We start from the raw sequence: 18,035 nt of genomic DNA on the forward strand, positions 1-18,035 counted from the left end.
AGCAGCTTTTCCGAAGCTGCTTCCCAAACTTAGGCGATGGTGTGGAACTGTCAAAAGTGTGTACGTTACGAGGTATGTAACAATCAGGGCTCGAGATGGCGCTGCTGGTAAATCCAGTCGACAATTTCTCCGTCCGGGGCGTAACCACTGACGGTGTCGCGAAGCAACTGACGGACTCGTGCGTAATCATCTTCTTCGATGGCCGTCAGCAGGTCTGCCAGCCTTAGCTTGAGGACATCCCAAGGCAGGAAGTCTTCGTTGGCGCTCATGATCATTGGGTGCTGGGTCGCGACGACATTGTCGCCTATCAACAATTCCTCATAAAGCTTCTCGCCGGGGCGCAAGCCGGTGAATTTAATTGAGATATCACCGTGCGGATTCTTTTCGGATCGAACGCTCAAGCCAGACAAGTGAATCATCTTCTCCGCCAGCTCAACGATTTTCACCGGCTCGCCCATGTCCAGCACAAACACATCTCCACCCAAGCCCATGGAACCCGCCTGAATCACCAGTTGAGCTGCCTCGGGAATGGTCATGAAGTATCGCGTGATCTTGGGGTGGGTAACGGTCAACGGCCCGCCGGATTTGATCTGCTTATGGAACAGCGGAATAACCGATCCGGAGGAGCCCAGTACGTTACCGAAGCGGACCATGGTGAAGCGGGTCTTGTTAACTCGTGAGACGTTGGCCTGGTCACCGAACAGCACAGGGGCCAATTCACGACTCAATGCCTGTAGTGTCAGCTCAGCGAGCCGCTTGGTGCTGCCCATTATATTGGTCGGGCGTACGGCCTTGTCGGTGGAGATCAAGACAAAGTTCGACACACCCGCCTGCAGTGCAGCCTGTGCAGTGTTCAGGGTACCGATTACGTTGTTCAAGACACCTTCGGCGATGTTGTGCTCGACCATTGGTACGTGCTTATAGGCCGCTGCGTGATAGACCGTGTCGACATTCCAAGTCTTCATCACATCGAGCAGTTTCTCTTGGTTGCGAACCGAACCCAAGATCGGCAATAGGCGAACAGATAGAGACTCCCGAGCGATTCGCGGCTCCAGTTCGGACAAAATGCTGTAGAGATTAAATTCGCTGTGCTCGAAAAGCAGCAGCGTGGTGGGTTTCAGCGCAAGGATCTGTCGGCAAAGCTCTGAGCCGATCGAACCGCCAGCACCCGTGACCAAGACCGACTGGCCTGTGATGCAATGTTCTAATAGATCAGGCTGCGCCGGCACTGCATCACGTCCTAGAAGGTCCGCGATATCCACTTCCTGGATGTCGTCCACCTTGACCCGGCCGCTGGCCAGATCCATGAAGCCCGGGACGCTGCGTACGTGCAATGGGAAGCCTTCGAGCAGGGTCAGGATTTCTCGACGGCGACCACGTGATGAAGAAGGGATGGCGAGCAGTATTTCCTGTGCGCCAGTCGCATCGATCATTTTTTGAATGTGGTTGGGTTGATAGACCTGGAGCCCTGCGATGACGCGATCGGCGATGCTGCTGTCATCGTCTATGAACGCAACGGGCCGCATCACCCTGCCCATGCGCAGCGCGGCGACGAGTTGGTTGCCTGCAGCGCCTGCGCCGTAGATAGCGACCTTGGGCAGACCGTCGTCTCGATTGGTGAAGGGTACATGTTGGGCGGCGGTGAACCAGTCGCCCAAGAAGTACTGACGCATCATCAGGCGTAAACCGCCGATCATGATTAGGCTTAACCACCAATAATTGAAGATGATGGAGCGCGGTACAACTGTCTTATGGTTGCTGTACCAATACACTACAAGAGCTAACAATAGCGCCGAAAGGCTCACGGCTTTGCAGATTGTGATCAGCGCATCGTTACCGAAGTAACGCATGACAGCACGGTACATGCCGAAACGGATGAAAATAGGAATAGCGACCAGTGGAGCCGATGCGAACAGCCACAGATGCGTTTCGATCGGCGCTATCAACGCATCGACACCCAGTCGCACGACAAATGCAAGCCACAGCGCAATCCAGACCAGCACAATATCCATGGCTACCTGAATTGCTCGCTTATGACGCCTCGGCAATCCCAACAAGACTGTTCTTAATTTATCCATGAATCCTTCCCGCACCCTGGCCAGCTCCTAAACCCCGTCCGCCCGTACGCCGGTGGTACATCACCGTGCGTTGGACAATCAATAACCCAAAAAAAGCGAACCTAGCTTGAAATCAGACGTTTTCAAGCTCGCCTGCATGAAACCTGACAGCAAGCATCACCAATGGCACATAAGCCACTATCAAAGCCAAGGCTCCGTCAATGTCCAACAATACAACGCATGCAGCCAACGGCAGCAGCCATAACAAATTGATTGCCATTACCGCCAAGGTCACAGGTAGATGGCGACCGAACTGACGCGAAGCGAACTGGTACGCGTGACTGCGATGAGCCTCGTACACCTTGTCGCCGCGAAGAAGACGTCGTATCAACGTGACCGTTGCATCGACAATAAATACACCGAGCAAAATAAACCAAACCCAAAGTAGCTTGGGTGAAGCCCAAGCTGCTTGCAGCGATAGGAGCGCCAAGACGATACCGAGAAATCCGCTGCCCGCGTCTCCCATGAAAATGCGAGCTGGGGGGAAATTCCAATATAGAAAGCCAGCTACCGCAAGAGCGAGCAATAGCGGAGCCATAATCAAAGATTCAAAACCTCCCAGCCAGTAAAGCAGACACGCCCCGACGCACACGCAGATAGCCTCCACACTGGCAATACCGTCGATGCCGTCCATAAAATTGTAGAGATTCAACATCCACACCAAGTAAAGAACTGCCAGGACGTGACCAAGCCAAGCCAGGTCGATTTCGACGTTAAACATCGTGATTACCGGCATTCCGCCTAGCCAGTAAAGTGCCCATACCGATGCTATGAAATGCCCCAACAGGCGCCAACGGGCAGCGATGTGGCCATGATCATCGAGGAAACCGAGCACAGCGACTACAGCTCCCGCTCCTAGCATTGACCACATAGCGTGCAAAGACAGCGATTCGTTAGCCGCTAATATTGGCAGCGCCGCTAGGAAACTAAATACAATGGCTACGCCACCGCCGCGTGGGGTTGGTACAGAATGGGAACTACGGGCGTTGGGGATGTCTATGATGCTTCGAGCCAAGGCATAACGACGCAGGACCCATGTCATCAAGGATGACGCCGCGAAGATAATTAAAAAAATTTGCCAGCCCATTATTTACCCTGATTCAAAAAATTGCTTACAGTGTCTCTCAATCCTTGGTCAACGCTAACTTTTGGGGTCCAGCCCAGCAACTCATGGGTTTTACTTGTGTCGACCTGCAGAGAGCCGCAAAGACGCTTGAAAATATCGTTTCTTCCCACCAGCTTCGCAACATGGCCGATCAAATAAGAGGGAATGGGAACTAAACGCGAGGGTTTATGAAGTGCTATCGAAAGTTTAGTTAGCAGCTGAGTTGTCGACAAATCCTCTCGATCGCTAACGAGAAAAATTTGATTGGCTGCGAGCGGGTGATCTATACAGATCACTATCAAGTCAACCAAATTATCAATCCCGACTAAGCTTCGCATATTTTTAATGGCCCCCAAGGGTAAAGGTACCCCCCTATTAAGCCATCTCATCATGCTGAGAAAATTGCCTTTGACACCTGGGCCGTAAACAAGAACGGGACGAATGATAACTACGTCCATTTGCCCCTGCTCACCAAGTGGGAGAAGCGCTGCTTCGGCTTCCATTTTTGAAATACCATAAGGATCATGCGGGTTCGGTTTATCGTCCGGCTTGAAAGCATATCCCGGCTCGGTACTTTCTCCGTTGACCTTAACGGAACTTATGAAAATAAATCGCCGAACACCTGCTGCAGCAGCTTGACGTGCAAGATTTAAAGTTCCTTCTACATTGATTTCTCTAAACTCTCTCAGAGGATCACTTGAGGCGTCGTGCATTATATGCACGCGCGCAGCCGTATGAATAACGACTTCAACCCCATCAAGTGCTGCTGTCCAAGAGGTGGTCGCACTGAGATCCGGCACTTGATAGGTGCGGACACCAGATACCTGCTGTCCAGTACGAACCGAGGCACATATCTCAAAGCAAGAATCTGCCTTAGCTCTTTCAATAAGCGCAGCCCCAACGAATCCAGTCCCCCCCGTGATCAACAGGCGCGTCATTGAGAATTTCCTTTGGGGCGTTTGAAGTACTCAACCAACTTGAAAGGCAGCTTGCTCAGGACCATTACTAAATTCGTGTAGATGCCGTTTCTCCTACAAGCCTGAACAATCTCTCTATTCAGGCGGAGACTACTCCTTACACCTGAGGTGCTGACCCCACCGGCGCGCATCCGAACTAATACCTGATCAAGCCTGGCAAAGGGCAGCTTATGAACCACTAGCAATCGCACAAACATCTCATAATCAGCCGAAATCCTGTAGAGCATCGAATACGGCCCTGCTAACTTATATGCTTCTGCCCTTATGAACGTCGCAGGATGAGGTGGCATCCAACCAAAACGAAGCTTCCAAGACCGGAAATGGCCTGCACTGTAAAAGCGGGTCACAGCATTTAAATCATTAGGATCAACAAAAACAATATCACCAAAAACAAGCTGACTTTCTGGCGACGAAGCGAAGCAACTGGCAACAGAACCAACAACGTCATCTGTCTCGAAGAAATCATCAGAATTCAAGATCCCAATGATATCACCTGTCGCCAAAGAGATGCCTTTGTTCATAGCATCATATATACCTTTGTCCGGCTCACTAACGACTTTGGCTATCTTACTTCCATACTCATTAACGATAGCCATGGTCGTGTCGCTCGAGGCGCCATCCACGACGATATATTCAATATTTTCATACCGCTGCGAAAGAACTGATTCTATAGTGTCACGAATCGTGGAAGCGCTATTATAAGAAACAGTAATAATGGAAATCTTCAAAACATCAATCCTTCACGCGACCGTATCGATCTTCAAAGCGAACGATATCATCTTCACCTAAATAGGTGCCGGACTGGACTTCTATTAGCTCCAACGGAATCACACCAGGATTCTCCAGAGCATGAATCTGGCCGACAGCTATGTATGTAGATTGATTTTCCGTTACCAAATAGGTCCGCTCACCGTTGGTTACTTGAGCCGTTCCGCTTACGACTATCCAATGCTCCGCCCGATGATGATGCATTTGTACAGATAGTTTAGCGCCCGGATTTACTGTAATACGTTTTACCTGATAGCGCGGTCCGTTATCGATGGAATCGTAAACTCCCCAAGGACGATAGACCTCACGATGGTTAGCATACTCAGGTCGCTTACAGCTCTTTAGCTGGTCAACAATTTTCTTGACTTCTTGAACATCATTTTTGTGTGCCACGAGTACCGCATCTTTGGTTTCTACAATAACAAGGTCATCAACGCCGATGGCGGCCACCAGTCGATGAGTTGCATGTAGGTAGCTGTTAGTCGTTCGCTCGGTGAGCACATCCCCATTAGATACGTTTCCGTTACAATCTTTATCTGATGTATCCCAGAGAGCCGACCACGATCCGACGTCACTCCATCCAGCATCAAGAGGCACCATTACCGCATCAGAAGTGCGCTCCATGACGGCGTAATCGATGGATATATCCGGACATTCGTTGAACGCTTGAGCGTTGACGCGGGTGAAATGCATATCCTGCTGCGCACCTGCAAACGAAGCCTGGCAGGAACGAAGGATATCCGGCGCGAAGAGCTCTAACTCCCGTAAATAACGACTGGCTCGAAACATGAACATGCCGCTATTCCAAAAATACTCTCCGCTGTCCAGATACTTCTGAGCCGTAGCTGAGTCAGGTTTTTCTACAAATCGGCTAACAACATAGGCACCCTCGGCTATCTCTTTCCCCCTTTCCAAATAACCGAAACCCGTTTCTGGGTGGGTAGGCACTATCCCGAACGTGACTAATTTTCCCGTCTCAGCCAAAGCTAAAGCACAAGCGATGCTGGCATGAAATGCCCCAACGTTCTTAATAAGATGATCTGCGGGAAGAACCAGCAGAACCGGGTCAACTCCGGAAGCGGTGGCCTCCAACGCCGCCAGCGCGATAGCTGGAGCAGTATTGCGTCCCACCGGCTCAAGCAAAATCTTGGCTTGGTCCATCTCCATCTGCCGGAGTTGTTCCGCCGCAAGGAATCGGTGTTGTTCGTTGCAAATCAGCAAGGGGAGCTCGTGATTCAGCCCGTCCAGCCGCTGAATTGTGGACTGCAGCAACGACCGCTCAGTATCAACCAAAGGCAGGAACTGCTTGGGATTAAGCTGGCGAGAAAGCGGCCAGAGGCGGGATCCCGTACCGCCTGCCATGATTACCGGAAGAAACATTGAAGGTTGTCCTTACTGACGCTATCAGGGTGCTGCTATTTCTGTTTTTGCAAGGCTAATGATCGCGAGAAACCAGCCACACAGCCATCACTTCCTAGCCTCCAGCCAATGCTCTACGAACCATTGATAGGCATCGCTAAGCCCTTCCTCGAGACCAATCGTAGCTTGCCAACCCAACGCGCGAAGACGAGAGACGTCCATTAGTTTACGCGGCGCACCGTCAGGCTTGCTTGCATCAAAAGAGAGTTGTCCTTTAAAACCAGTAACCTTGGCGATTGTTTGTGCAAGCTCACGTATGGTGCAGTCTTCTCCCGTCCCGACATTAATATGCGACAGCATGGGCTGAGTGTTGGCCTGATACGTGTTTTGATCAAGCTCCATCACATGTACGCTAGCCGCGGCCATGTCATCGACGTGTAAAAACTCCCGCATCGGATTGCCGCTTCCCCAGATAACAACCTCCCCTTGACTGGCTTGCACCGCCTCGTGAAAACGACGAAGCAAGGCCGGAATCACGTGGCTATTTTCAGGATGGTAATTATCATGCGGCCCGTACAGATTGGTTGGCATGACGCTGCGATAGTCACGACCGTGCTGACGATTATAGCTCTCGCATAACTTGATCCCAGCAATTTTGGCGATCGCATAGGGCTCGTTAGTCGGTTCTAATAAACCAGTAAGCAAAGCGTTTTCCTGCATCGGTTGCTTAGCCTGCTTCGGATAAATGCAGGACGACCCAAGAAACAGTAATTTCTGAACGTTAGATAGGTGCGCAGCCTGGATCACATTCGCTTGTATCGTCAGATTTTCATAAATAAAATCCGCAGGGTACGTATTATTGGCTTGGATACCCCCTACCTTAGCTGCCGCAAGATAGACCTGGTCAATCCGATTTTTTGAAAAATATGCATGAACCGCTTGCTGATCGAGTAAATCCAGCTCTTCCCGACCAGCGCAGAGAACAGAGCGATAGCCAAGAGCCTGGAGCCGGCGCACGATAGCGGAACCCACCATGCCTCGATGGCCTGCGACGAAAACGGTCTGGTTCAATTCGCGGGGCATCATTAGTTCTCCAAAGCGACCGGGACATCATGGCCGTGTTGCTTGAGCAAGGCATGACGCTGGGCCGCCTTAAGGTCCTCACGGACCATCTCTGCGCACATTTCCTGCACTGTGATTTCAGGTACCCAACCGAGGTCTTTTTTAGCTTTACTAGGATCACCCAACAAAGTTTCGACCTCGGTAGGCCGGAAGTAGCGCGGATCTACACAGACGATCACGTCTCCAGTCTTCAGCGCAGGGGCTAGATTTCCATCTACGCGTTCAACTATCGCGCGCTCTTCCACACCTTCACCTTCAAAGCGCAACGTGACGCCAAGCTCAGCGGCAGACCAGCGCACAAAATCTCGTACAGAATATTGGACACCTGTAGCAATTACATAATCTTGAGGGTGCTCTTGTTGCAGCATCATCCATTGCATGCGGACATAGTCCTTCGCATGCCCCCAATCTCGCAAAGCATCCATATTGCCTAAGAACAGACATTGCTCCAAGCCTTGCGAGATATTTGCCAAAGCGCGGGTGATTTTACGCGTAACAAAGGTTTCGCCACGGCGTGGAGATTCATGATTGAACAGGATGCCGTTGCATGCGTACATCCCGTACGCCTCACGATAGTTGACGGTTATCCAGTACGCGTAGAGCTTGGCCACCGCGTATGGAGAGCGCGGATAGAAAGGTGTTGTTTCCTTTTGAGGCGTTTCCTGAACCAAACCGTACAATTCGGATGTCGATGCCTGATAGAAACGAGTTTTTTTCTCCAAACCTAGTAGACGAATGGCTTCGAGGATGCGAAGTGTACCCATTGCATCAACATCGGCGGTGTATTCTGGAGACTCGAAACTAACTGCAACGTGAGATTGCGCCCCGAGATTGTAAACTTCGTCAGGCTGCACCTCTTGAATAATCCGAGTCAGGTTCGAAGAATCGGTCAAATCGCCATAATGAAGAACAAAGTTCCGATTATTCACATGTGGATCTTGATAGATATGATCGACGCGCTGAGTATTAAATGATGACGCACGGCGCTTTATGCCATGAACTTCATAGCCCTTCGCGAGTAGAAACTCGGCAAGGTAAGAACCGTCCTGCCCGGTCACACCAGTAATTAGTGCTTTCTTCACGATTGACACCTCCATCAATTAAGATCCGTTACCAGCTCACCGTAAGAGCGTATTTTAGAAAGCGCCTTCAAATGCGAAGCCCTATCATCCTCGCGCTCAAATCGATAGCGAATTATTTTTGCAGGCACTCCAGCAACTATGGCAAAAGGCGGTACGTCATGTGTAACTACAGCCCCCGCCGCAACGATGGCACCAGAACCAATGGTAACACCAGCGATCAACTTCGCAGACATCCCTATCCATACGTCATCGCCTATTGTGGTCGGCGGAATAAATTCTCTACCCGAAAAGCAGATAGGCACTCCGACCATTTTGTATTCATGGTCTCCTCCCAAGATTGAAACCTCAGGCGCTATCAGCACAAACCTTCCAGCACTCACCTTAGGATAGATAGTACAATCACGCCCAACAAATCCGTAATCTCCAATACTAAAATCTCTGGATATATATTTTTGCCTAGCTACCATCCAAGTAGTTATCGACACACCGCCCCAGCCGTAACGAAACTTCCGATAGCGCATAATTAACTCGCGCAGAGACAGATAAAACCCTCTATGTGACTTTATAAAACGTTTAAAAACACCCATCTTATCTCACCCCTAAAGGAGTTGAAACGGAGCCGGAACTTCGGAAATATTTCGCAAAAAACCAATAAAACAAAAGCGGAAACAAAAGATAATCAAACAAACCAAACAAATAAATAATATCAAACAACGCCCTACATAAAAATAATACCGCGATAGCAAGGAGTGCAAACTTCTTCTCTACAAACAACTTGAAAAGCGAAATAGCGATTAAGCATATCAGCAGAATCATCGAGATGCCATAATACGAATGCAGCAAGAGGAAGGCGTTATGTGGATTATTATTATATTCAAAAATTAAAGGAACCTGACTAAGATCCAACCCAGTGAGCAGTCCCAACCCATTTATGGAGTCTAGATATTGGAGCAGCATTTCGGATCGAGGACTATCCATACCGGCTGAAAAATTCGTTGCGCCGTAGATATAGCTCTCAATTATATCTAGGCTAGATAAAGCACACAGAATGCCGGCCCCGCCAACCAGAGCAGCCACCCTCAGACTTCTATAGCAGAGAACGACTATAAACAAGGAAAAAGCCATGGCAATTCCACTTCGACCGTACAGAGGGAAGCTAGATATGAGAACCAACATCATCAGCACCAAGGAAATTCTTTTACCTCTGTATATCCTGGAAAAAATATAGCCCCCGGCAAAAGCTAACAATATGGCCGAATAGCCGTTTCGGCTATAACCTGCAAGTACAGTGTTGAATTCTGCAGGACCATACCCAAAAACCAAAAATAAAATCAGAGTAGCGCCCAAAATTATATAAAAAGGTAGTTCATATAGGTGAAAAGTGCAGCGAGCTGCCAACGAAAACCAACTTACACCAAGCGCTCCTATAAACACCATAACCGAAAACAAACTACGCCCTTCGGATGACTGCAAACTAAACAAGGAGAAGACTGCAATAATTAAAACAAGAAAAACTAACAAGCCTCCCAGCCGGAGTTCGGCCAACCTACTCTTCAGCATATAGAATAGTATCAGACAACCGCAAAAAACCGCCGCCGCTCTGTATGCAAAAACACCGTATACCAAGCTCAGCAAGGCAAACAACACATAGCACATAGCAATACCTATGAAGAAGCCACGCAGCTTCATAGATCGCGAAACTCGTCAAGACTTGAGCGAGGAAAAGCATCAATGTAGGTTTTGCTGCTCAAGTTATATACTTGAGAATTCTTATGCTTCGCATATAGGTAGAGCGTCTCATACATCTTAAATACTTTCCCCCATCGAATGAACAAGTCTCCAATCGTAAACGTCTCGCCGGCCTCTTTATACACAGGCTTTTGCTCGACTTTATTGTCGTAAAAATGTTTCTGAGCAACCTGCACCTTCTTTCCGGTTGCGACGCTTAGCTCTTCATGCCAAGAATGATCGGCGCCTAAAATAAATACCTGCTTATAGCCTTTCAAAAGGCTAAGCGTTATTGCCGCGATTAGCACATTGTAAGGAGGCGGCATGCCAACCCCGAGATCGAAGAATCGAAAAATCAACCATTTAAACCCGCTCAGCGGAGTACGATTATAAAAACTATAAGTAACCGCACCCGAGATCAAATTATTAAATATTGAACTTTTACGCGCATCAATAGGCAACATTACTTGCATCGGCCAAGTGACACGCTCAGAAAATATTTCCAATAGTCGTGCTCTGCGAACACTAAGATCCTCCCCGACATTGTCTGCCCAGTAGCCGGGATCGGCCAACACGTAGATACTCGGACGAATATCAAAAAACACGTCAGAAAAAGCGAAATCATTAACAGCGCAGACATCGATCTCTTCACGAGCGCTAAGCGCGATGACTCCCTTTAAGTCATCCTTTAAGGAAGGACCATTTCCCAAAATAAAAATTTTGTTCCGCTGCGCGACATGACCAAGCGAGACTTTCCGCGAATATATCAATACCAAGCTCAATGAAAACATAGTTTCAAAAAACGTCATCAGAAACAAAAGGATATTTTTTATTCGGCGCTTCAAACTGTTGCCTCCTTTCGGTTCGAATATAACGACATTAGCCTTCACCAATATCAACAGCAGTCACTGGAGTATAGCGACTGACATCTCGAATAACTGTTTTACCTACAAGACGGCTGAGATTCTTAGGCGCAAGCCCGAAACCCGGCCGAACGCTCCTGATTGAATTTTCGGTAATAACGTCCCCTGCCTTTAACGACTCCACGAAATACAAAGAACGCCGGAATTGCACATTTCCTTGCTCGCTAGACTTGCGGCCATAGTCAACCTTGCCCAAAGCTGCCCATGCCGTTTTACTATCCCGACACAGCGCCACAAGCTCTGCAGGCTCGAGGGAAAAACTGTCATCAGGACCGCCACCACTTCGATCAAGGGTAAAGTGTTTCTCAATAATCGACGCTCCGAGTGCAACGCTGGTAATCGCCGTTGTGTTGTCTAATGTATGGTCAGATAACCCAGTTACCAAACCATGGCGATGGATCATATCCGGAATAGTACGTAAGTTATAATCTTTTGCCGGAGCTGGATAACCACTAACACAATGAAGGACAGCCAGTTCCTTGCAACCGCCCTCGCGCGCGGCCTCAATAGCCTCAGCTATCTCATTTGCGTCTGCCATCCCGGTAGAGATGATCATCGGTTTGCCTGTACTGGCCACATATTTTATTAGCGGCAGGTCAATCGCTTCGAACGAAGCAATTTTATAAGCAGGCGCATTGAGACTTTCGAGAAGATCAACGGCCGTGGAATCGAAAGGCGAGCTAAAAATAGTGATATCGAGTTTTCTGGCATAATCAAAAAGCGGAGCATGCCATTCCCAGGGCATGTGGGCTTCTTTATAAAGCTCATACAATGTCCGCCCATCCCACAACCCACCACGAATCTGGAAATCGGCCGAATCGCAATCTAACGTAATAGTGTCAGCGGTATATGTCTGCAGCTTGATCGCGTCGGCGCCCGCCTTCTTGGCCTCTTCCATAATCCGCTTTGCAGTCTCAAAATTGCCATTATGATTGGCGGACAGCTCTGCAATAATATACGGGGGCTCGTCTGCGCCAATTTTTCTGCCGGCTATATTGATACTAGGATTTCGCATACGATTGACTCTCTTCTGGCTGCCATTCGGCGCTCAATAATCCAAAGCAAATAACTGAATGATAGTTTTCGCCGTCGTAATGTTGATCACGAAGAACACCTTCTTGCTGAAAACCCATACCAAGATGAAATTTGATTGAGCGTTCATTATAGACAAGCGCTTGTCCGCAGATCTTATGCAGATGGAGAATTTTAAACGCGTAATCCAGCGCTGCTTTTCCCAATTCTCGGCCTGTGCCCTTCTCTGCTTCAGGCGCGATGTAGAACCCCCAGTCAGCGACTCCAGGTACGCCGAGCTCGGTTATATTCACGAAGCCTTGGGCTGCGCCGTCTATTTGAAAAATCAACAAATGCTTGCTCGAATCAACGGAGGCACGCTTGAACCAGGCATGGTGCTCTTCAAGCTTGATCTCATGCCGGGTATACATGAAACGACGTATATCCGGATGATTCCTCCAGGCAAGTACAACGTCCAAATCGTCTGCCGTCATCTTCCGGATAGATGACGCCCGCTGCACGTTATCCATTACTCATGCTCCCGAACAGCCGCTCAACACCTAAACCGTCGCAGACGTTCTTTGCCTGCCGGCTTAGCTCCGACAAGGAACTGCCTTGTGCTAAATCGAATATGGCAGCCGGTAAGCGTTCGGGAATATCGTGTGGTTGCCCAATGAGTACGACGCAGCCGGAACGCAAAAGCGCCTCTGCCCCAGGCTTCTGATTATTCGCCAACACCACCATGATTGTCGGTACCCCCAAACAACAGCGCTCCCAAGAGGTACTGCCGGCGGCACCGATGATTAGGTCTGCCGACGTCATGCGTTCGGCCATATCAGTCACGTTAACCAACACTTCGGTAGGCCAAGGCATGGTCGCCGCGATTTCGCTTACCGATGCCAGACAAGGAGCCTTAAGCCCCATGACTACACTTATCCGGCAATCGTCAGGCAGAGGGCAGACTCGCAGGGCTTGCAATATAAGTCCCGTGGCATTTGCTTGGTCAACGCCTCCCATCGTAATCAGCAGATGCTGGAGCACTGGGGAGTTTCGTCTTTCAAGGCTTCGCTTACGCAGCTGGGCAAACTCCGGGCGCAATAGGGCAAATCGTGCACCAGCCAGTATCTGGCAGCTATCAGGCACCAGCTCTATGTAGTCTCGTTCCGTACGCCCGTGGTTTTGATCGAGAAGTATTTTGCAAACATGCGGACGATCCGCAAGGTCATCTATTACCAAAAGTTCGTTGTAGTATTTTTTCAGGGCGGTTTCCCACCTGGCATCCAAAGCGTAGTGATCCACCACCAACCAGTCGGGCATTAAGTTGCCTAACAGAGCAGCGCACTCGCTGGCATCTTGGGATTGGGGCGCTCCGAGCCAAGCGGAGTGAGCCAATTGGCTTTCCTGCGAAGCTAGGGAGACATCAGGGTCAGCGGCCTCCGTCGCGTCCAGACTAAACGCTTCGAAATGCTTACTCCGAATGAAATCAAGCAGATTCCCTGGGTGCTCCCTACAAATGAAATAGCATGTAGCGCCTTCTGCACGTAGGGCTTCAGCCAGGGTCAAGCAACGCATTACATGCCCACTGCCAATCTGCAGCGAGGCGTCGGCTCTGAATACGACCTTCATGCCTTTCATGCTTTGGCGCTTTCCGCTTGAAAGGCTTTATACATCCATTCAGCACGAACCCAATCTTCTGGGGTATCGATGTCTTGCACGCGGTGGCGCGGCAGCACCACGGCGCTGGACGCTGGGCTGAAAATCACATGCCCAGCCAGCCAAGCACTTGCCAGCCCCCAATAGAATTGCCCGGCGTCGTGGTAGCTCTCCTCCAGATCCTGGGAGCGAGTGTTGAAGTGCTCGGCGTGGAACATTTCCACACCTCCGTTTTCAGTCAGGCGAATCGCTCGCTGAATTGGGAATGCATAGCTGGTAACTGAAAATGCGTATTGGCTGCCCGTTCGCTCAAGAGTCGCCAGACCTCGCTGCAAATCTTCAGGGCTGACGAACGGGGCTGTCGCATAAAGGCAGCAAACCTGCTGGGCTTCAAACCCATCAGCCCTGAGACGTTCAATTGCTTGCTGAATAACCGGTATTGTTCCGGTGTAGTCGTCAGCCAACTCAGCTGGACGCATGAATGGAACGCTGGCTCCGCAATCACGCGCAACACCGGCAATCTCTTCGTCATCCGTAGACACAATGACCTTATCAAAACAGCCACTCTCGAGCGCCGCCTCGATTGACCAAGCGATCATTGGCTTGCCACAAAACATCTTGATGTTTTTTCGCGGGATTCGCTTGCTGCCGCCCCGGGCAGGAATGACGGCAAGTTTCATGCGTTCACTGCCTGATTAATGGCAGCTACCACCTGGTCTTGCTGTTCATCACTCATGGTCTGGAACATCGGAATGCTGATAGCTTCGCGATAGTAATCCTGGGCTACCGGGAAATCTTCCGGCTTGAACCCCATCTGTGCGTAGTACGGCTGCGTATGGACAGGAATGTAATGCAGGTTCACCCCAATCCCCTGCTCCCTCAGGGATTCGAACACTTGACGGTGGCTCTTGCTGATCTTGTCCAGCTGTAGCCGAATCACGTACAGGTGCAGGCCTGAATAACTGTCGGGATGTTGCCATGGGACAGTTACGGGCAACGCCGCGAGCAGATCGTTATAACGCGCCGCCAATTGGTGACGCCGAGCAATGTATTGATCCAGACGCTCCATCTGGCTGACGCCCAAGGCCGCCTGCAGTTCGGTCATTCGGTAATTGAAACCCAGATCGATCTGCTGGTAGTACCAAGGGCCGTCGGACTCGTGAGTCATTTGCTGCGGATCGCGAGTAATCCCATGGCTGCGCAAAAGCGCCATCTTGTTCGCCAGTTCGGCATCATTGGTCAACGCCATCCCGCCTTCCGCGGTAGTGATGATTTTTACCGGGTGAAAGCTGAATACGGTGATGTCGCTATATTTGCCGCTTCCGATGAACTCGCCTTGGTATTTTCCACCGATGGCATGAGAGGCATCTTCAATCACCATGAAGCCATAGCGCTTGGCGAGCCTATGGATTGCCTGCATGTCGCAGGGCTGGCCACAGAGGTGTACCGGCACGACCACCTTAGGCAGCGTACCCTCTCGCTCAGCCTTTACCAGCTTGCGCTCCAGCGCTTGGGGGCAAAGGTTGTAGGTTCGAGGATCGATATCAACGAAATCAACCTGGGCACCGCAATACAAACCACAATTCGCAGAAGCTACGAACGTAACGGGACTCGTCCATAAACGATCACCAGGACCCAGCCCCAAGGCGAGGCATGCAATATGCAGCGCCGATGTAGCGCTATTCACTGCAAGCGCATGGCTAGCACCCACATGGGCAGCAACCTGTTGCTCAAAACGAGGCACCATTGGCCCCTGGGTGAGGAAATCAGATTGCAGTACACCGACAACCGCGTCGATATCGGCTTGGGTTATGTCCTGGCGACCGTATGGAATCATGGATCAGATACTCCCGATCTTCGCTTCGTTGGCAGTGATCCAGTTGCCTAGATCCTCGTCGCTCATCCACTCGGTATTGTTATCACTGGCGTAGACGAACCCTTCCGCGACTTTCTTGCCGTCCTTGATACGTTTCGGGCAGGTCGCCCAGTCGTTGATGACCGGCAGGATCTTGAAATGCTCGGGATATTCGTAGGTGTAATAGGAGTCCTCGGCGCTGATCATCTGCTCGTGCAGCTTTTCCCCCGGGCGGATGCCGACGATCTTTTGCTTGGCGTCCGGGGCGACCACGCGGGCGAGGTCCGTCACCTTCATCGAAGGGATTTTTTTTACGTAAATTTCGCCGCCTTCCATATCCTCGAAAGCGTGCCAAACCAACTCGACCCCTTCCTCCAGCGAGATCATGAAGCGAGTCATGCGCTCATCGGTAATCGGTAGCTCGCCCTTGTCCTTGATGGACATGAAAAAGGGGATGACCGAGCCGCGCGAGCCCATGACGTTGCCATAACGCACGACGGCCATGCGAGTTTCGTGGCCGCCTGCATATGAATTACCGGCAACGAATAATTTATCGGACGCCAACTTGGTAGCACCGTACAGGTTGATCGGGCTACTGGCCTTGTCGGTGGACAACGCGACAACACGCTTGATGCCCTTATCGATACAGGCGTCGATCAGGTTCATGGCGCCGTTGATATTGGTTTTGATGCACTCGAAAGGGTTGTATTCCGCTGTCGGTACGATCTTGGTAGCAGCTGCGTGCACGACGTAGTCAACGCCATCAAGGGCGCGATAAAGACGCTCTTTGTCGCGAACATCGCCAATAAAGAACCGAACGCGCTTATCGCCTTCGAATTTCTTCGCCATGTCCCATTGCTTCATTTCATCACGGGAGAAGATGATGATCTTCTTCGGGTTGTACTTGGCCAGGGTCATCGGCACGAATGTGTTACCGAACGAGCCGGTACCACCGGTAATGAGAATGGTCTTATTGGTGAACATTGACGCGTCCCTTGGTTGCTTCCTGCCCGAAGTCAGGATTGAAATAAACGATAAGGCGCCGGAGTCAGGCGATGGAAACTCCAAGCCTTCCAACACAGGATGAAAAAGAAACTGATGCACAACCCCAGCGGCACAGCCAGCTGCGGCCGGTACTGCGCGAAAATCCAGGTAGCCAGAACGAATATTAGCAAACTGGCAATGTGGCTATGGATGATAGGCCTGTCACGCCCTTGGGCGTACAAACCATAATGCGGAACCATGCCTAGCGCATATAATACCGTAGCCAGCAGGATCCAGACGAATAAGCCTTGCTGTTCAGCATAGAGCGGCTTACCAAGCCAATCCAACAGGTGACCTATCGCCAGCAATCCAACCATCGCAAAAAGCCCTGAAAGGGCCGCAGTCTGAAGGAGTAGCTTGCGAAAGCTCCGGCGAAACCCGTCGCCATCGGACCGCTGGTACGAACTGATCAAATCAGGGTAAATAAACGCAAATACACCAGCATCAAGGAACGAAATTAGCGCCATGCTGATGCCCGTAAACAGGACATAAGCGCCCAACACCTCCATACCCGCCAATGCTTGAAACCAGTATCGATCCAGTGTGAAGAGGCCTCGAATCGCTAACGTCGCAACCAGGAGCGCAAAGGCTATCTTCAGCCCTTTAATGATCCAAGCCCAATCTACCTCCTGTCGCCATCCGTCGAGCCTCATACGCTTGATTCTGCAAATACCTAGAAGCAGAGCTATCCCCCCACCCACTGCCCAAGCCCCAAATACGACGTTAAGGTCTCGGGCCTCAGGCATGACAAACATCAGCCCAGTGACCAGGACCGCCCAGACTCCTGAGCGAAAAAACAGCATGAGACTGGCATAGAGCTGATCCGACACCGCAACCAACAAACGACCTAGCTCCTGAGTAAGATGCTCGAGTATCAGCAGCGCAAAAAACCAACCGATAACGCTCATCGGCAACAGATCTTCAACAAAGATCAAACTCAACAGTGGCAGGAAAATCGCGTAGAGGAGCACGGTCAAAGCGGCTTGGGCTTTGATCACCCCACCCCATTCCTCGCGACCTCGCTTGAGCAGCTCACGGGTACTGTAGGTATAGAAATCGAAACCCAAGAGATATAAGGAATATCCCACCGTTGCCGTCAGCAAGCCATAGATACCCAGCTCAGCCGGCTCGAGAAATCGGGCAAGAAAAAAGATAAGTAAGAATTTGCTGGCTAACGTCAAGCCGCGAATCGCTACGTTGGACAGTTGCAAGAAGTGATTATTGGACATTAAGTTCAATCAGTTAATATACGGGGCAATCGTCGAGAACCTGGCCTAGCTTGACCTTCAGA

At 50.5% G+C, this 18,035-nt stretch carries 17 protein-coding genes; all 17 read right to left on the bottom strand.

Annotated features, from left to right (window positions below):
- Positions 1-83: 83 nt before the first annotated feature.
- Positions 84-2,078, bottom strand: a complete 1,995-nt coding sequence (locus KSS97_RS20625) for a polysaccharide biosynthesis protein (protein WP_198797571.1) — start codon at positions 2,076-2,078, stop codon at positions 84-86.
- Between the two features lie 112 nt (positions 2,079-2,190).
- The gene (locus tag KSS97_RS20630) at positions 2,191-3,204 is read right to left on the bottom strand and encodes an MraY family glycosyltransferase (RefSeq protein ID WP_198797570.1); all 1,014 of its coding nucleotides are present in this window, start codon (positions 3,202-3,204) and stop codon (positions 2,191-2,193) included.
- Positions 3,204-4,160 carry a UDP-glucose 4-epimerase family protein gene (locus KSS97_RS20635; RefSeq protein ID WP_198797569.1) on the bottom strand — a complete coding sequence of 319 codons (957 nt, stop codon included), beginning with the start codon at positions 4,158-4,160 and terminating at the stop codon, positions 3,204-3,206. The genes KSS97_RS20630 and KSS97_RS20635 overlap by 1 nt, the downstream gene beginning before the upstream one ends.
- Positions 4,157-4,927 carry a glycosyltransferase family 2 protein gene (locus KSS97_RS20640; protein WP_198797568.1) on the bottom strand — a complete coding sequence of 257 codons (771 nt, stop codon included), beginning with the start codon at positions 4,925-4,927 and terminating at the stop codon, positions 4,157-4,159. Before KSS97_RS20640 ends, KSS97_RS20635 begins: the two co-directional genes overlap by 4 nt.
- Positions 4,928-4,931: 4 nt before the next feature.
- Positions 4,932-6,347: a mannose-1-phosphate guanylyltransferase/mannose-6-phosphate isomerase gene (locus KSS97_RS20645; protein WP_198797567.1), complete on the bottom strand. Its 1,416-nt coding sequence runs from the start codon at positions 6,345-6,347 to the stop codon at positions 4,932-4,934.
- A gap of 87 nt (positions 6,348-6,434) precedes the next feature.
- Positions 6,435-7,409 carry a GDP-L-fucose synthase gene (gene fcl, locus KSS97_RS20650; protein ID WP_198797566.1) on the bottom strand — a complete coding sequence of 325 codons (975 nt, stop codon included), beginning with the start codon at positions 7,407-7,409 and terminating at the stop codon, positions 6,435-6,437.
- Between the two features lie 2 nt (positions 7,410-7,411).
- The gene (gmd, locus tag KSS97_RS20655) at positions 7,412-8,545 is read right to left on the bottom strand and encodes a GDP-mannose 4,6-dehydratase (RefSeq protein ID WP_198797565.1); all 1,134 of its coding nucleotides are present in this window, start codon (positions 8,543-8,545) and stop codon (positions 7,412-7,414) included.
- Positions 8,545-9,117 (bottom strand): CatB-related O-acetyltransferase, encoded by a 573-nt coding sequence (locus KSS97_RS28645; protein ID WP_225936067.1) that lies wholly within the window; start codon positions 9,115-9,117, stop codon positions 8,545-8,547. The genes gmd and KSS97_RS28645 overlap by 1 nt, the downstream gene beginning before the upstream one ends.
- Before the next feature lies 1 nt (position 9,118).
- Positions 9,119-10,219, bottom strand: coding sequence for a hypothetical protein (locus tag KSS97_RS20665; RefSeq protein WP_198797564.1), 1,101 nt, complete (start codon positions 10,217-10,219; stop codon positions 9,119-9,121).
- On the bottom strand, positions 10,216-11,103 hold the full coding sequence (locus KSS97_RS20670) for a hypothetical protein (protein WP_198797563.1): 888 nt from the start codon (positions 11,101-11,103) through the stop codon (positions 10,216-10,218). The genes KSS97_RS20665 and KSS97_RS20670 overlap by 4 nt, the downstream gene beginning before the upstream one ends.
- A gap of 34 nt (positions 11,104-11,137) precedes the next feature.
- On the bottom strand, positions 11,138-12,196 hold the full coding sequence (gene pseI / locus KSS97_RS20675) for a pseudaminic acid synthase (protein ID WP_198797562.1): 1,059 nt from the start codon (positions 12,194-12,196) through the stop codon (positions 11,138-11,140).
- Positions 12,183-12,722: a UDP-4-amino-4,6-dideoxy-N-acetyl-beta-L-altrosamine N-acetyltransferase gene (gene pseH / locus KSS97_RS20680; protein ID WP_225936068.1), complete on the bottom strand. Its 540-nt coding sequence runs from the start codon at positions 12,720-12,722 to the stop codon at positions 12,183-12,185. Before pseH ends, pseI begins: the two co-directional genes overlap by 14 nt.
- Positions 12,715-13,827 carry a UDP-2,4-diacetamido-2,4,6-trideoxy-beta-L-altropyranose hydrolase gene (gene pseG, locus KSS97_RS20685; protein ID WP_309475700.1) on the bottom strand — a complete coding sequence of 371 codons (1,113 nt, stop codon included), beginning with the start codon at positions 13,825-13,827 and terminating at the stop codon, positions 12,715-12,717. The genes pseH and pseG overlap by 8 nt, the downstream gene beginning before the upstream one ends.
- On the bottom strand, positions 13,824-14,525 hold the full coding sequence (gene pseF, locus KSS97_RS20690) for a pseudaminic acid cytidylyltransferase (protein WP_217860034.1): 702 nt from the start codon (positions 14,523-14,525) through the stop codon (positions 13,824-13,826). The genes pseG and pseF overlap by 4 nt, the downstream gene beginning before the upstream one ends.
- Complete coding sequence (pseC, locus tag KSS97_RS20695; RefSeq protein WP_217860035.1) at positions 14,522-15,682, bottom strand: UDP-4-amino-4,6-dideoxy-N-acetyl-beta-L-altrosamine transaminase; 1,161 nt, start codon at positions 15,680-15,682, stop codon at positions 14,522-14,524. The genes pseF and pseC overlap by 4 nt, the downstream gene beginning before the upstream one ends.
- Before the next feature lie 3 nt (positions 15,683-15,685).
- Complete coding sequence (pseB, locus tag KSS97_RS20700; protein WP_198797559.1) at positions 15,686-16,684, bottom strand: UDP-N-acetylglucosamine 4,6-dehydratase (inverting); 999 nt, start codon at positions 16,682-16,684, stop codon at positions 15,686-15,688.
- A 32-nt stretch (positions 16,685-16,716) separates the two neighbouring features.
- Positions 16,717-17,973 carry a lipopolysaccharide biosynthesis protein gene (locus KSS97_RS20705; protein WP_217860036.1) on the bottom strand — a complete coding sequence of 419 codons (1,257 nt, stop codon included), beginning with the start codon at positions 17,971-17,973 and terminating at the stop codon, positions 16,717-16,719.
- Positions 17,974-18,035 lie beyond the last annotated feature (62 nt).

Origin of the sequence: Pseudomonas alvandae, assembly GCF_019141525.1 — a bacterium.
Taxonomy (GTDB): domain Bacteria; phylum Pseudomonadota; class Gammaproteobacteria; order Pseudomonadales; family Pseudomonadaceae; genus Aquipseudomonas; species Aquipseudomonas alvandae.